Consider the following 14,780-nt stretch of genomic DNA (forward strand, 5'->3'; position numbering starts at 1 on the left):
GAGGTCCGAGATAGCGCCCAATTTTCCCAGTTCCCATTCACGCAGGGTTCTTGACGCAAAAGCCGGATGTTGCGGGACTCGCCCGCAAATCCTGAGGCTGCGCACACTCCCTGCCGGTCGTGCAATCCGCACGGCCAGCTACTCTTGTTCGCGCACGGCCAATGCCGGCGCGGATTACAAAGGAAGACGACTTGTTCGATTTCGACATGCTCGGCCTCGCGCCGGCACTGAACGACGCGCTCGAGCGCGCAAATTTCACTCAACCCACACCGATCCAGAACCAGGCCATCCCGTTGGCCTTGGAAGGACATGACATTCTGGGCCTTGCACAGACCGGCACCGGCAAGACGCTGGCCTTTGGCCTGCCGCTGATCGACCACCTTCTGGCGCAGCCCGGCAAACCGGCACCCAAAACCGCCAAGGCGCTGATCCTCGCCCCAACCCGCGAACTGGTGAACCAGATCGCTGAAAGCCTCCGCACGCTTACCAAAAAGACGAAACTGCGTGTGGCCACAGTTGTCGGCGGACAGTCGATCAACAAACAGATCATGTTTCTTTCGCGTGGGACCGATATTCTTGTCGCGACCCCCGGTCGTTTGATCGACCTGATGGAACGTGGCGCGGTCGATCTCGGCTCGGTTCGGCACCTAGTTCTGGATGAGGCCGACCAGATGCTGGACCTCGGCTTCATCCACGCTCTGCGCAAAATCGCGCCGCAACTGGGCACTCCGCGCCAGACCATGCTGTTCTCGGCCACCATGCCGAAGCAGATGGAGGAACTCAGCCGCGCCTACCTGACCAACCCGCAACGGGTGCAGGTCTCGCCTCCGGGCAAGGCGGCCGACAAGATCACCCAGTCGGTGCATTTCGTTGAAAAGCCGGGAAAACCCGCCAAGCTGCGCGAGATCCTTTCGCGTGATACCGACGCCCTGACGCTTGTGTTCTCCCGGACCAAGCATGGTGCGGAAAAGCTGATGAAAGGGTTGGTGGCCGACGGCTACAACGCAGCATCGATCCATGGCAACAAGAGCCAGGGCCAGCGGGATCGCGCCATCAAGGCCTTCCGCGCCGGCGAGATCACAGTTCTGGTTGCCACCGACGTGGCAGCCCGTGGCATCGACATTCCAGGGGTGGCCTATGTCATCAACTATGACCTGCCGGACGTTCCTGACAACTATGTGCACCGCATTGGCCGCACCGCTCGGGCCGGTCGCGAAGGTGAGGCCATCGCCTTCTGCGCACCGGATGAATTTGATCTGCTGCGTCAAATTCAGAAATTGATGAAGATCGAGATCCCGGTCGCCAGCGGAGCGGCACCCGAAGCCGCAGAGGCCGCCAAGCCCGGCAATCGCCAGCGCAATCGACGCCGTGGCCCGAAACCGCAGGGCACAAATGGCCCCGCCAACCGTCGGCGCCGTCCGCGCCGAAAATCGGCCGCATAAAAAAACTGCGCGCATGTCTCCATGCGCGCAGTCTTTTTCCAGGATTTTGACTTTTCATTTCTCAGGCGAGTTGTCCGCCTGATTCATGCTGGCTCTGCTCTCGACCAACGAGCGGATCAGTTACCCGAATTGTTCCGCTCGGCTTCGATCTCACGCCATTTGGCAACGTTTCGGTTGTGTTCCTGCAGCGTCTTGGCGAAGGCATGGCCGCCGGTTCCATCTGCGACGAAGAACACGAAGTCGGTCTCGTCGGGAGCAACGGCAGCTTGCAAGCTGGCCAGACCCGGGTTGGCAATCGGCGTGGGCGGCAAACCGTCGATCAAATAGGTGTTCCAGGGCGTGTTCCGCCGAAGCTCGCTGCGGCGAAGGCCTCGGCCCAGCGTACCCTGACCCTTGGTCACGCCGTAGATCACCGTGGGATCTGTCTGCAGCTTCATGCCTTGCTTCAGGCGGTTCACAAAGACACTGGCAACCTGACCGCGCTCTTCCGGAATGCCTGTCTCCTTCTCGATGATCGAGGCGAGGATCAGCATTTCTTCGGGGCTGGACAGGGGCAACCCGTCTTGACGCGTCTCCCAAACCCGCGCAATCCGCTCTTGCTGCCGGTCCTGCATCTTTTGCAGCAAAGCCGTTCGCTCATCTCCGGGTGAGATTTCGTAGCTGTCCGGGGCCAACATGCCTTCAGGCGGAATTTCCGAGACCTCTCCGGTCAAGGCATCCACCGCCTTCAGCCCCTCAACGACCTGCCAACTGGTGACACCTTCGGCCAAGGACACGCGGTATCGCGTATCGGCTTGGTTCCGCTTTTCCTGATAGACTTCAGGGGCTTCGTCCTCACCAACGACAAAAGATGCGACCTCGACGAAATTCAGTGTTGCAGGGTCCAGCTCGCGAACCCGTGTCTGAGTGCGGGTCACACCGATGCGGTACTCGACCTCGGTTCCGCATGTGCTGGCGCCGCTGCGGGTGACTTCGTCGATGATTTCCGCCATCGAAGCGCCTTCGGGGATCAGGAAACTACCCGCTTTCAGCTGCTGTGACTTGTCGGTGTAGTCTGCCGCCATACGAAAGATCGTTGCGCTGCTGATCGCGCCCTGATCCTCCAAGTCACGGCTGACCTTGTTCATGTTCGAACCACCCTTCACCCGAAGGCAAATGGCGGTATCGAGCGGGCCCTCGGCCTTGTACTGCGACTGCCCCCAAAGGATCAGACCGCCAAGAAGAAACATGGCGACCACAAGAAAGGTCAGCGCATTGGATGCCAGAGCCCGCCACATTTACGATGCTTTCCCGAAAATCACGCTGGCATTGGTGCCACCGAAGCCGAATGAATTCGACAGCGCCACGTTGATTTCCCGCTCGCGTTTGGCATTCGGAGCAAGGTCGATCGGCGTTTCCACGGCTGGGTTGTCTAGGTTGATCGTCGGCGGGGCGACCTGATCGCGGATCGCAAGGATCGAGAAGATCGCCTCGATCGCACCTGCAGCCCCCAGCAGGTGGCCGGTGGCCGATTTGGTCGAGCTCATCGTCGCCTTGCTGGCATGTTCGCCGAGCAGCCGTTCAACGGCCCCCAGTTCGATCGTGTCGGCCATGGTCGAGGTGCCATGCGCGTTGATATAGTCCAGATCCTTCGGTTCGAGCCCTGCGCTGCGTAGCGCTGCCTTCATCGAACGTTCCGCCCCGTCGCCATCCTCGGCCGGAGCCGTGATGTGATAGGCATCGCCCGACATGCCATAGCCCAGAACCTCGGCATAGATTTTGGCGCCGCGGGCCACGGCGTGCTCGTATTCCTCCAGAACCACGATACCGGCGCCCTCGCCCATCACGAAACCGTCGCGGTCGACGTCATAGGGGCGGCTGGCGGCCTTTGGGTTGTCGGCATATTTGGTCGACAGCGCCTTGCAGGCGTTGAAACCGGCAATCCCGATCTCGCAGATGCAGCCCTCTCCGCCGCCGGCGATCATCACGTCGGCATCGCCCGATCGGATAATGCGGCTGGCATCGCCGATCGCGTGGGCACCGGTTGAACAGGCGGTCACCACCGAATGGTTCGGACCCTTGAAGCCAAAGCGGATCGAGACCTGACCCGAGGCCAGGTTGATCAGCGCGCCCGGGATGAAGAACGGCGACACGCGGCGCGGGCCCTTGTCACGGATCAGGTTGGCGGTTTCCGCGATCGAGCCCAGACCACCGATGCCCGACCCGATCAGAACGCCGGTGCGCAGACGTTCTTCCTCGTCCTCGGGCAGCCAGTTGGCGTCCTTGCAGGCCATCTCTGCCGCAGCGATCGAATACAGAATGAAATCCTCGATCTTGCGTTGTTCCTTGGGCGGCATCCAGTCATCGGGGTTGAAGGTCCCGTTGGTCCCGTCACCGCGGGGCACCTCGCAGGCATAGGTCGTGGTGACCCCTGCGGCTTCGGCATCGAACAAGGTGATCGGGCCGGCACCTGACTCTCCGGCCAGCAGCCGCGACCAGGTTTCCTCGACCCCACTGGCCAGTGGAGTGACCAATCCCAGACCGGTTACAACGACTCTGCGCATGAAATGCCTCTTGCCTGCTTCCTGTTTGAGAAACGCTCATACCCCGGCCCGGGGTCCGGGGGCAAGAGCAACAGCGTATTCCGCACCGGCAGCTTGCCGCCTGCCTCCGCGCTGCACACGGCGCGCGGCCAAAGCAGAACCACACGAGCCGCCCCCGACGACCTGTCGGGGGCGGCTCGGACGGATTAGGCCGCGTTACTGGAACTGTGCCACTGGTTCATGGGCGGTTTTGGCTACCGCCAATGCCTCGGACAGGTCGACCGTCTTGCGGAACAGCGCCCGTCCGACCAACGCACCCGAGATATTGGGAATGTAGGCCAGACGCGAGATGTCGTCGCTGCTGCGCACGACGCCGCTGGCGATCACCGGTGTGCGCGAATGCGCGGCCAGCCCCGAAATCAGGCCCAGCTGCGCCTCGACATCCACCATGTCGCTGTCGATATCGGTGACCAGAATGGCAGCCAGCGGAGCATCGGCAAACGCTTCGATGAAAGCCTCCGGGGTGAACGCGCTTTGGGTCCGCCAGCCGTCGGTCATCACGTAGCCCTGCCACACGTCCACGGCCAACACGATCTGGTCTGGGTATAGCTTGGCCAACTCTTTGAACAGATGAGGATCACGCGCCGCCAGGGTGCCGATCACGATGCGGCCTGCCCCTTTGTCGATCCAACGCTCGACCTGCTCGCGCGAGCGGAACCCGCCCGCCAGTTGAACAGGCAGCTCGGCGCTGCGGATGATCTGTTCGACCAGCGCAGAGTTCGTGTCCCGCCCCTCGATCGCATCGAAATCGGTCAGGTGCATCCACTCGGCACCTGCGGCGGCCCAGCCTTGGGCCGTTTCCACCGGATCGACATGCCAGATCATCGGTTCGTCCAGACGGCCCTTGTCCAGCGTGACACAGCGGCCGCTCTGCAATTCCATTGTAGGATAAACCCTCATGAGCACACTCCTCCGCTCAATCGTTCCGGATATCCATGATAGCATACTGGTCGCGCGCAGGTTCGCGTTTCTCAGTTTCGGCAAACGACGATCCGTTTGCGGCACCGCAAAAAAAGAAGCGTTTCAGTTCCGGGCCGGAGGGCCGTCGCGTCGAAACAGTTTCACCGGGCTGTCCCGATACTCTGTCTCGCGCAGCAATTTATATCCAAGCTTGGCCGCCAGCTTTTGCGAGGCCTTATGATCCGTGTCAATCATCGACACCAAGGGCCCGGGCATGATCCGGTCGAACCAGTCATGCGCGGCCTGAACGGCCTCGTGCCCGTATCCCAGGCCATGCGCCTCGGGCGCCAACACCCAACCGGCCTCGGGGAAGGTGTCGAAATCCTCTCCCAGACAGCGGTTGCCGTAAAAGAACCCGGCCTGACCTATCAATTTGCGATTCGCCTGCAAGAACACGGCCCATTGCCCGAACCCAGCCATCTGCCAGTGTCCCGCATTGCGCAGGAACGCGTCCCACGCCTCGCCACGGGTACGGGGTTTGCCGCCGATATGGCGCACCACGCAGGGGTCGCGCCAAATCTCCGCGAACCTTTCAAAGTCCTCGGGACGCATTGCGCACATCATCAGGCGCGCGGTGTTGATCATCGGGGCGGATCTTTTCATGCCCTTACCCGGTGTTTTGTTGCCTCATCGCAAACAGTGCAAACCGATTTTCCACGAGGCAAGCGGGAATTCGAGCGGGCAAAAAAAAACGGCGCTTCCGTTGCCCGGAAGCGCCGTTTTCGGTCAAATTCAAAGCGATCAGGAAGCTTCGCTGATGAACTTCACGGCGTCGCCGAAGGTTTGGATGGTCTCGGCTGCATCATCGGGGATCTCGATGCCGAACTCTTCTTCGAAAGCCATGACCAGCTCAACGGTGTCCAGGCTGTCCGCGCCCAGATCGTCGATGAAGGACGCGTTCTCGGTGACTTTGTCCTCTTCAACACCCAGGTGCTCAACAACGATCTTTTTAACGCGATCTGCGACGTCGCTCATGTCTATTCCTCATTCCATTTCAGGGCGGTCTGCCCGGTTCTGCCCTTGCCCGCTCGGGGTGGCCTTGGTTTGCCCGATCCGGGCGGTTTGGGTCCCGGGTCTCCGGGAAAGTAGAAGGCCGACCTGAACGACCGGCCCCTGATTACATGCGCCGCCTATAGCACAGACGACGCAAGAGGCAAACGCTTTCGCATCTGCCCCTGGCTGCGCCTACAACATGGCCATGCCGCCGTTCACATGCAAGGTGGTTCCGGTAACATAGCCCGCTTCGGGGCTTGCAAGGTACAGAACGGCCGCCGCAATTTCAGATGGCTCGCCCATCCGACCGGCGGGAACTTGCGTCAGGATGCCGGATTTCTGCTCATCGGTCAGCTTGTCGGTCATCGCGGTCGTGATGAAACCCGGCGCGACGGCATTGGCGGTGATGCCACGGCTCGCGACCTCGTAGGCCAGCGACTTGGTCATGCCGACCATGCCCGCCTTGGACGCGGCATAGTTCACCTGACCCGGGTTGCCGGTTGCACCAACAACGGACGAGATGTTGATGATGCGGCCCCAGCGCGCCTTCATCATGCCCCGCAGAACGCCCTTGCACAGCTTGGCGGTGGCGGTCAGGTTCACGTCGATCACGCTCTGCCATTCCTCGTCGGACATGCGCATGAAGATGTTGTCGCGGGTGATGCCTGCATTGTTGACCAGAATATCAACGGACCCCATGGCATCGGCGGCCTGTTTCGGCAACGCGGCCACGGCCTCGGGATCACCCAGATTGCACGGCAGGACATGAGCGCGCTCGCCCAGTTCATCCGCCAGCTTCTGCAGCGGTTCGACGCGCGTGCCGGACAGACCAACAGTAGCCCCTGCGGCGTGCAAGGTGCGTGCAATCTCGCCCCCGATCCCGCCTGAAGCCCCGGTGATTAGGGCGCATTTTCTAGTCAAATCAAACATACCGGTATCCTTTTCGAGTGTCCTGTCGGACCAGCTTAGAGTTAATCGCCTGCCTGCAGCGCTTTTTTAACGTCTTCCGGCGTGCCAACGGCGGAGCAGGCCACGGACCGGTCGATCTTGCGGATCATGCCCGACAGAGCCTTGCCCGCACCGATCTCCCACGCTTCGGTCACACCCTGCGCCACCATGTACTGAACGGATTCGCGCCACCGAACCGAACCGGTAACCTGTTCGACCAGCAATTGCCGGATCAGGTCGGGATCGGTGACCGCCTCGGCGCGGACATTGGCAACCAGAGGAACCGCCGGCGCCTTGATTTCGACACCCGCCAAAGCTTCGGCCATCACGTCCGCGGCAGGCTGCATCAGGGCACAATGGAACGGAGCGCTGACCGGCAGCATCACAGCGCGCTTCGCGCCCTTTTCCTTGGCGATTTCAGCGGCGCGTTCAACGGCGGCTTTGGCACCCGAAACCACGACCTGCGTGGGGTCATTGTCATTGGCAGCCTGGCACACCTCGCCCTGTGCGGCCTCTTCGGCCACGGCACGAACGGCGTCGAGGTCCAGTCCCAGGATCGCGGCCATCGCGCCCTCGCCCACTGGAACGGCGCTCTGCATGGCTTGACCGCGGGTGCGCAGCAGGCGAGCAGTGTCCGCGACACTCAGCGCGCCGGCCGCGGCGAGAGCCGAGTATTCGCCCAGCGAATGACCGGCCACGAAGGCAGCCCGTGTCACATCGACCCCATCGGCCTCAAGCGCGCGCATCGCCGCCATCGATGTGGCCATTAACGCCGGCTGCGCGTTCTGCGTCAGAGTCAGGGTCTCGATATCGCCATCCCAGATCAGGCTGCTAAGGCTTTCGCCCAGCGCTTCGTCCACCTCGTCAAACACGGCCTTGGCGGCCGGATAAGCGTCGGCCAGCGCCTTGCCCATGCCGATGGTCTGGGCGCCCTGCCCCGGAAAAACGAACGCAAGTGTCATTGCAACCTCTTGGATGACGTTAGGTTGCGCCGGGGTGTAAACCGAGTGAGGGTCCGGCACAAGCACTGCCTGCACTCTGCGTGACGGCACCGGGTCTGTGCGCCACACGCTATTGTCTATGTGCGTCACACGGTTACCTTGGCCTCAGCAGAAAACCCGGAGCGCAAGATCGATGTCCCTAACCAACACCAATGTCAGCTATGGCAGCGTGACCAAGACATTCCACTGGCTGACCGCATTGTTGATCTTCACCGCCTTGCCGTTGGGGTGGTTCGCCAACAACCTGGCCCATGCAATCTATGACCCGACCATCCCCACCACCGAGGCCGATCTTGCCCAAGCCGCACGGCTGTTTTCCCTGCACAAAACCGTTGGGATCACCGTCTTCTTCGTTGCGCTGGCACGCATTCTCTGGTCGCTCACCCAAACCAAGCCCGGACTGCTGAACGCCGACAACAAGCCCGAGGCCTTTGCGGCCGAGACGGTCCATTGGCTGCTGTACGGGTCCTTGGTTCTGGTTCCGCTGTCTGGTTGGATCGACCACGCTGCCACCGAAGGCTTCGCGCCCATCCTTTGGCCATTTGGGCAGAACCTGCCACTGGTGCCGAAGTCCGAGCATCTGGCCGAGGTGATGGCAACGCTGCACTGGCTTTTCATGCTGGTTCTCGTCGCAGCTTTGACCCTGCACATCGCCGGAGCACTGAAACACCACGTCATCGACAAGGACAGTACTTTGCGGCGAATGTTGCCCGGGGCGTCCTCTGCGCCGGTTCCGCCGGAACAGAAGCACTCGATGGTTCCCGCCGCAGCTGCTGGGCTTGTCTGGGTTGGCGTTCTGTCAGCCGGCCTGCTGACCGGCAGTTTTTCAGACAAGCCTGATGCCGAGGTTGCAACGGCCGAGTTGGCGGCCGTTCAATCGGATTGGCAGGTGGAAGAAGGCACGCTTGCCATCACGATCACACAACTGGGCAACCCGGTTACCGGTCAGTTTTCAGACTGGACCGCCGCAATCACCTTTGACGACCCCGTCGAACCCGGTCCGGCCGGGTCGGTAGAGGTAACGGTCTCCATCGGATCTTTGAGCCTGGGTACCGTGACGGATCAGGCCATGGGGGCTGATTTCTTCGACAAGGCGCAATTCCCGACGGCCCAATTCGATGCGGAGATCTACAAAACCGAGACGGGGTATGAAGCAAGGGGTCCGCTGACCATCCGCGATCAAACACTGGACGTTGTATTGCCCTTCTCTTTGGACATCCAACGCGAGACTGCCAAAATGTCCGGCGCGATGGATCTCAACCGCCTCGACTTCGGGGTTGGCCAGTCAATGCCAAAAGAGGATTCGCTGGCCTTCGCCGTCACCGTTTCGGTCGAGTTGACGGCAACACGCAACGCTCAGTAAGCCGATAACAAAAAAACCGCCGGGGCATCGGCCACCGGCGGTTTCTTTAGTTCTGAAGCCCGGATCAGTCGGCCTTCTGCGCCTCGATCGAAATCGCGATGGCAACTTCATCTCCGACGAAAGGCGCGAACTTGCCCAGTTCGAAATCGCTGCGCACCAGGGTGGTGGTGGCATCGAACCCGGCCCAAGGCTTGCCCGCCATCGGATGCTCGCCGACCTGGTTCAGCTTGGCGTCCAGCACCACTGGCTTGGTCACTCCATTCAAGGTCAGATCCCCGGTGATCTTTGCGGTGTTCTCACCCGTCACCTCGATCGAGGTCGAGGTAAATGTCACCATTTCCTCGGCGGTCGCCGCGAAGAAATCTTCGGACATGAAATGATCTTCACGGGGCTTCCAGCCGGTGATCATCTCGACCACGGGCATCGAAACCGTCACGCTCGACGCTGCAGGATCTTCCTGATCAAACATGATTTCGCCCTCGAAACCCGAGAACATGCCGGTGGTGGTCGAAAAGCCAAGATGGTTGTAGCTGAAAACAACCTGGCTGTGGCTCGGGTCCAGAACGTACTTTTCCGGGGCCGCGATGGCCGAGGTCGCCGCCGTGGCAAGTGCTGCTGCAATAAGGGTGGATTTCATGACAATCTCCGAAAGTTTTCAAAGCGCAAACCGGTTGGGTTGCTCCAAAACAAAGATGTGCCGCCCATGGGCGGCACACAACCTTCATTCTCTCACAAATTCTGTTCCTCAATGAACAGAATAAAATTCAGGCGAAAATTGTTACGCTTCCGCTGAGTTGCCCTTTCAGCGCTCGGCTGACATCCGCCGATTCCAGTGGCAGCTTCATCAGAAGGCTGCCATCGACTTCAAAGAGTTCAACCTGGTCGTCCACGAACCGCGCTCCGCCCAACGTATCGTAGCTGCGGCGCAGCACGGTCTGCGGACGCCCGTTTTCGTTCTTCTGCAGCACCCGAACTTCGCGGCGGATCGGGTCGAAATATGCGTCGGGACGCGGATCCAGAACCTCGATGGTCAGCAGGCTCACCCCGAGGATCAGGAACATCAGCGACGCGACCAGCTTGATGGTCCAGACGTCGGCCCCGATGACCGAACCCGGCATCAGCCACATCGAAAAGGCCGATACGATCAGAAATGCACCCAGCACACGGAACAGGACCAACCGGGCCTTCCAATTCGGTGCAAAGGAAATAAGCACGGGCACGGATTTGTCGTATGCTGCGCCGGCTGCGGACTGTTGAAATGTGTTCGTGTTCATGACGGCCATCGCTTTTGCCCTGTCCAAGTTTCTTGAGACCCCCCGGGTAACGCCGGGCTTGCAAACAACCTCAAGCCGAAAAGCGTCAGGATTTGGGCGGCCCAAAGGTAATTGGGCGGCGTGAGAAAGGCATTCATGGCAGGGCTTGCCCCCCATCCAGAAACGTGTATACGGGGCCATCCTTCGCAATACGCATGAACCGCGCAGCCTCTCGTGGCAGGGTCGCGAAGGGTTGCTGGCCCCGCCTATGAAATGCGCCTTGATATAAACAGGAGTGAACATGCCACTGTATGAGCATGTAATGATCGCGCGTCAGGATCTGTCCAACGCGCAGGCCGAGGGCCTGATCGAACACTTTGGCACCGTATTGGCTGACAACGGCGGCAAGATCGTCGACAGCGAGTACTGGGGCGTCAAAACGATGGCCTACAAGATCAACAAAAACCGCAAGGGCCACTATGCCTTCCTGAAGACCGACGCTCCGTCGGGCGCCGTTCAGGAAATGGAGCGCCTGATGCGCCTGCATGAAGACGTGATGCGCGTTCTGACCATCAAGGTCGACGAACATCCCGAGGGCCCCTCGGTCCAGATGCAGAAGCGCGATGAGCGCGATGGCCGCCGCGAGCGCCGTTGATCAACGCCTGAGGAAAGGACACCAAACCATGGCCGCAAAACCGTTTTTCCGCCGCCGCAAGGTCTGCCCGTTCTCGGGCGAGAACGCGCCGAAGATCGACTACAAAGACACCCGTCTGCTGCAGCGCTACATTTCCGAGCGCGGCAAGATCGTGCCTTCGCGCATCACCGCCGTTTCGGCAAAGAAGCAGCGTGAACTGGCCCGCGCCATCAAGCGCGCCCGCTTCCTCGCCCTGCTGCCCTACGCCGTGAAGTAAGGAGAGACTGATATGCAAGTTATCCTTCTGGAACGCGTTGCGAAACTGGGTCAGATGGGCGATGTCGTCGACGTCAAGCCCGGATACGCCCGCAACTTCCTGCTGCCGCAAGGCAAAGCGCTGAGCGCGTCCGAGGCCAACATCGCCTCGTTCGAAGCCCAGAAAGCACAGCTGGAAGCCCGCAACCTGGAAACCAAGAAAGAAGCTGAAGCTCTGGCTGAAAAGCTGGACGGTCAGCAGTTCATCGTGATTCGCTCGGCATCGGACGCCGGCGCGCTGTACGGCTCGGTCACCCCGCGTGACGCAGCCGATGCCGCAACCGCTGCCGGCTTCACCGTTGACAAGAAGCAGATCGTTCTGGTCTCGCCTATCAAAGAGCTGGGTCTGCACACGGTTTCCGTCAAACTGCACCCCGAGGTCGAGGTCGAAATCAAACTGAACGTTGCCCGCTCGGAAGAAGAAGCCGAACTTCAGGCATCGGGCAAGTCGATCCAGGAACTGGCCGCTGAAGAAGAGGCCGCCGCAGATTTTGAAATCGCGGAACTGTTCGACGACATCGGCTCGGCCGCTTCGGAAGACGAAGAATTGGTTGCCGCCGATGCTTCGACCGAAGAAGACGAACCCAAAGCCTGATCCGATCAGGTCTGTTGATCTTAAAGGCCGCGCTGCATTGCGCGGCCTTTTTCTTTCTACTGGCAATATTTGGCCGCCGCAGCGCGCCGGACTTGCGACCCGGGGCCACTTTCGTATCATCCAGCCGCGTAACAACCCGGAGAAGTTGCATGGCAAAGGTCCTGCGTCGAATATTGCTTTCAGTGCTTCTGGCTGCCCCGATTGCCGCCTGCAGCGACCCGTCTGGCAAAGCGACGAAGGAACAGGCATTCGAGCCGCCGCTCTACCCTAACGAAACGCCTGAATTGCGCGAGTCGATCAACAAATGGGCTGATCACTATGAACTGCCGCGGGAACTGGTCCATAAGCTGGCGATCCGCGAAAGCACGCATCGCCCTTGGGCGACGAACCGGCCATATTACGGCCTGCTGCAGATCCTTCCCGCCACCGCTCGTTCGATGGGCTACAAGGGCGACGCCAAGGGGCTTCTGGATGCGGACACCAATCTGGAATATGCGGGCAAGTATCTTCGCGGGGCCTGGATGCTGGCCGACGGCGACCAGCAGCGCGCGATCTTCCTCTATGCAAAGGGGTACTACCCCGAAGCCAAGGCTCGCGGAATGCTGGTTGAAACCGGCTTGCGGTCCGAATAGCGTAAATGGGGCAATCGACATCGGTCTATACAGCGTTCAATTTGACCGCGAATACCTCACAGGATGAAGTAATCCGGAGGTTGTCTGTTGCCATTAGCACCCAATAACTCCATGTGATATGTACAAATGGGTTGCGCAATCTGTTCAGATTGACGCAACGTAGGCTGTGATACGGACAGATACGGCATTTTTCGGGGAAAATGCCGATGGGACAAAGGTTGGACGAGTGAAACTTATTGACTTGGCCACAATTGATCATGATGAACGGTCGGCTTACGACATAATTAATTCTGTCTGCAACGAACTTGGATTCGACTATGCGTCCTATGCGACGACCCATCCCGTGAATGGTGACGTCCAAGGTTACGCAAACTACCCGGATGAGTGGAAGATCCACTACGCCACGCAAGGCTACCATCACCTTGATCCCACCCTGTATCAGTCGGCGCTCAGCATCGCGCCGGTGGACTGGGGCCGTTTTAATCACGACGACAAGTTCAACGCGGTGTTCCGCGACGCTCATGATTTCGGGATCACCGACCGCGGCCTGACAGTTCCGGTTCGGGGGCCTTATGGCGAAACTGGCTTGCTCAGCGTAACCAAGGATTGCACGGACGAGGAATGGAAAAAGCTTAAAAAGCACGTGATGGGTGACCTGCAGATGGCCGCGGTTCACGCGCATGACACCGTCATGCAATCTGGCCTTCTGGCCAAGGCTCTATACCTTCCGACCCTATCCTCGCGCGAAAAAGAAATCCTGCAATGGGTCGCCGAGGGCAAATCCCAGCAGGATATCGGAGATATTCTGTGCATTTCGCACCGGACGGTCGAGGTGCATATGCGTTCCGGGCGAGAGAAACTGGGCGCACTTACGACCGCCCAGGCGATCGGCCGTGCCATTGGTCTGGGGTTAATTTACCCCGGTTAACAATTAAGGCAGAAAAATACGGGATATCCCCAATAGTCTTGTTTCGAAACTTGGTTAATCTGCTCCTTACGGTAACCAAACTGTAGGGGGATGGAATGATCATCGTTATTGATGGCATCAACCAGCATAAGTTCAAAGACGTCTTGGATGAGATGTTCAAGCTGCGCGCACGCGTGTTCGGGGATCGCTTGGGCTGGGAAGTGAACATCCAGGACGGGCGCGAATTCGATCAGTTCGACTCGCTCAATCCTGCACACGTGGTCAGCATCAACGACGAGGGGGACGTCGTTGGGTGCATGCGCCTCTTGCAGACGACCGGCCCGCACATGCTGGCCGATGTGTTCAGCTCGATCCTTGATGGCGAGCCGCCAATCCGCAGCGCCCAGGTCTGGGAGGCCACGCGGTTCTGCGTCGACACGAAACGGCTCGGCCGGGGACGTGGCAAAAATTCCGTATCCTACGTGACCAGCGAGGTCATGATTGGGTCATTCGAATACGCCCAGGAAGCTGGAGTGCTCGACTCGGTCGCGGTCATTGATCCGGTTATGAACCGGGTGCTGCAACGGTCCGGAAATGCTCCGTACGACTATGTCGGAACGGCCAAGCCGATGGGCAAAGTGGTCGCAATGGCCGCTCTGATGGATTGCTCGGACGAGCGTATCCAATCGATCCGCGAGTATTCGAGTATCGACTACGACGTGTTCCTGACCGACGATAAGGCGCTCGAACTGTTCAATTCGGGTCATCAAGCCAAGACGGCACAGGCCGGTGCCGCCAATCTTGACCACCAGCCACTGACCGATCTTGAGAAATACTTCGTCGAGCAGATGCATGCTGCGACGACGAAAGAAGAGGTCCAGGCCGTACTCAAATTGATCGAGAGCCTGTCGGACCGATTTACCCCAGAGCAGAAAACCGCTCTGTTGCAAACCCCCCGTGCTTTTGCTCATGAGGCCTGACCCCCTCACCTCATAAGTCCAAAAGCCACCCATGCGGAGCCGTCTCATTCCAGGCGGCTCCGCTCTAATTTTTGCAACCGATCCGCCGCTGACGCATACGTTCCGGTTCTCGGCAGCAACAAAAAAGGCCCTCCGAAGAGGGCCTGATTTCATTTCTTTCTGTCCGGACAATCGC

Annotated in this window: 17 protein-coding genes; 8 read left to right on the top strand and 9 right to left on the bottom strand. The window is 59.8% G+C overall.

Annotation, left to right across the window (positions count from 1 at the left end; genetic code table 11):
• Window positions 1–191: 191 nt before the first annotated feature.
• Window positions 192–1,442 (top strand): DEAD/DEAH box helicase, encoded by a 1,251-nt coding sequence (locus K3752_RS10165; protein WP_170340027.1) that lies wholly within the window; start codon window positions 192–194, stop codon window positions 1,440–1,442.
• 116 nt (window positions 1,443–1,558) lie between these two features.
• Here K3752_RS10165 and mltG read toward each other — a convergent pair whose 3' ends face one another.
• The 7 genes from mltG to fabD all read right to left on the bottom strand — a co-directional run bounded on the left by mltG (window position 1,559) and on the right by fabD (window position 7,887).
• Window positions 1,559–2,719, bottom strand: a complete 1,161-nt coding sequence (gene mltG / locus K3752_RS10170; protein ID WP_260063168.1) for an endolytic transglycosylase MltG — start codon at window positions 2,717–2,719, stop codon at window positions 1,559–1,561.
• A complete protein-coding gene (gene fabF / locus K3752_RS10175; RefSeq protein ID WP_170338075.1) occupies window positions 2,720–3,985 on the bottom strand; it encodes a beta-ketoacyl-ACP synthase II in 1,266 nt (421 codons plus the stop codon).
• Between the two features lie 195 nt (window positions 3,986–4,180).
• Window positions 4,181–4,924 carry a HisA/HisF-related TIM barrel protein gene (locus tag K3752_RS10180; protein WP_170358746.1) on the bottom strand — a complete coding sequence of 248 codons (744 nt, stop codon included), beginning with the start codon at window positions 4,922–4,924 and terminating at the stop codon, window positions 4,181–4,183.
• Between the two features lie 123 nt (window positions 4,925–5,047).
• A complete protein-coding gene (locus K3752_RS10185; RefSeq protein WP_170366317.1) occupies window positions 5,048–5,587 on the bottom strand; it encodes a GNAT family N-acetyltransferase in 540 nt (179 codons plus the stop codon).
• A 138-nt stretch (window positions 5,588–5,725) separates the two neighbouring features.
• A complete protein-coding gene (locus tag K3752_RS10190; RefSeq protein ID WP_005982462.1) occupies window positions 5,726–5,959 on the bottom strand; it encodes an acyl carrier protein in 234 nt (77 codons plus the stop codon).
• A gap of 210 nt (window positions 5,960–6,169) precedes the next feature.
• On the bottom strand, window positions 6,170–6,907 hold the full coding sequence (gene fabG, locus K3752_RS10195; protein WP_260063169.1) for a 3-oxoacyl-[acyl-carrier-protein] reductase: 738 nt from the start codon (window positions 6,905–6,907) through the stop codon (window positions 6,170–6,172).
• Between the two features lie 41 nt (window positions 6,908–6,948).
• Window positions 6,949–7,887 (bottom strand): ACP S-malonyltransferase, encoded by a 939-nt coding sequence (gene fabD / locus K3752_RS10200; protein WP_260063170.1) that lies wholly within the window; start codon window positions 7,885–7,887, stop codon window positions 6,949–6,951.
• Window positions 7,888–8,059: 172 nt separating this feature from the next.
• On the opposite strand from fabD, the gene K3752_RS10205 reads away from it, so the two are divergent.
• A complete protein-coding gene (locus K3752_RS10205) occupies window positions 8,060–9,289 on the top strand; it encodes a cytochrome b/b6 domain-containing protein (protein ID WP_260063171.1) in 1,230 nt (409 codons plus the stop codon).
• 64 nt (window positions 9,290–9,353) lie between these two features.
• On the opposite strand, the gene K3752_RS10210 is transcribed toward K3752_RS10205, so the two are convergent.
• A complete protein-coding gene (locus K3752_RS10210; RefSeq protein ID WP_093962996.1) occupies window positions 9,354–9,926 on the bottom strand; it encodes a YceI family protein in 573 nt (190 codons plus the stop codon).
• A gap of 127 nt (window positions 9,927–10,053) precedes the next feature.
• Window positions 10,054–10,563, bottom strand: coding sequence for a hypothetical protein (locus K3752_RS10215; protein ID WP_244952357.1), 510 nt, complete (start codon window positions 10,561–10,563; stop codon window positions 10,054–10,056).
• A gap of 280 nt (window positions 10,564–10,843) precedes the next feature.
• On the opposite strand from K3752_RS10215, the gene rpsF reads away from it, so the two are divergent.
• The 6 genes from rpsF to K3752_RS10245 all read left to right on the top strand — a co-directional run bounded on the left by rpsF (window position 10,844) and on the right by K3752_RS10245 (window position 14,605).
• A complete protein-coding gene (gene rpsF, locus K3752_RS10220) occupies window positions 10,844–11,197 on the top strand; it encodes a 30S ribosomal protein S6 (protein ID WP_093962413.1) in 354 nt (117 codons plus the stop codon).
• Between the two features lie 28 nt (window positions 11,198–11,225).
• Window positions 11,226–11,453 (top strand): 30S ribosomal protein S18, encoded by a 228-nt coding sequence (gene rpsR / locus K3752_RS10225; RefSeq protein ID WP_005608650.1) that lies wholly within the window; start codon window positions 11,226–11,228, stop codon window positions 11,451–11,453.
• Window positions 11,454–11,465: 12 nt separating this feature from the next.
• Window positions 11,466–12,086, top strand: a complete 621-nt coding sequence (gene rplI / locus K3752_RS10230; protein WP_170358738.1) for a 50S ribosomal protein L9 — start codon at window positions 11,466–11,468, stop codon at window positions 12,084–12,086.
• Between the two features lie 149 nt (window positions 12,087–12,235).
• Window positions 12,236–12,718, top strand: coding sequence for a lytic transglycosylase domain-containing protein (locus K3752_RS10235; protein ID WP_170372326.1), 483 nt, complete (start codon window positions 12,236–12,238; stop codon window positions 12,716–12,718).
• Between the two features lie 226 nt (window positions 12,719–12,944).
• Entirely contained in the window at window positions 12,945–13,646 is a 702-nt protein-coding gene (locus K3752_RS10240; protein WP_170338055.1) for a LuxR family transcriptional regulator, read from the top strand.
• A 95-nt stretch (window positions 13,647–13,741) separates the two neighbouring features.
• Window positions 13,742–14,605, top strand: coding sequence for an acyl-homoserine-lactone synthase (locus K3752_RS10245; protein WP_260063172.1), 864 nt, complete (start codon window positions 13,742–13,744; stop codon window positions 14,603–14,605).
• Window positions 14,606–14,780 lie beyond the last annotated feature (175 nt).

The organism is Ruegeria sp. B32 (genome assembly GCF_025141855.1).
Classification (GTDB): Bacteria; Pseudomonadota; Alphaproteobacteria; order Rhodobacterales; family Rhodobacteraceae; genus Ruegeria; species Ruegeria arenilitoris.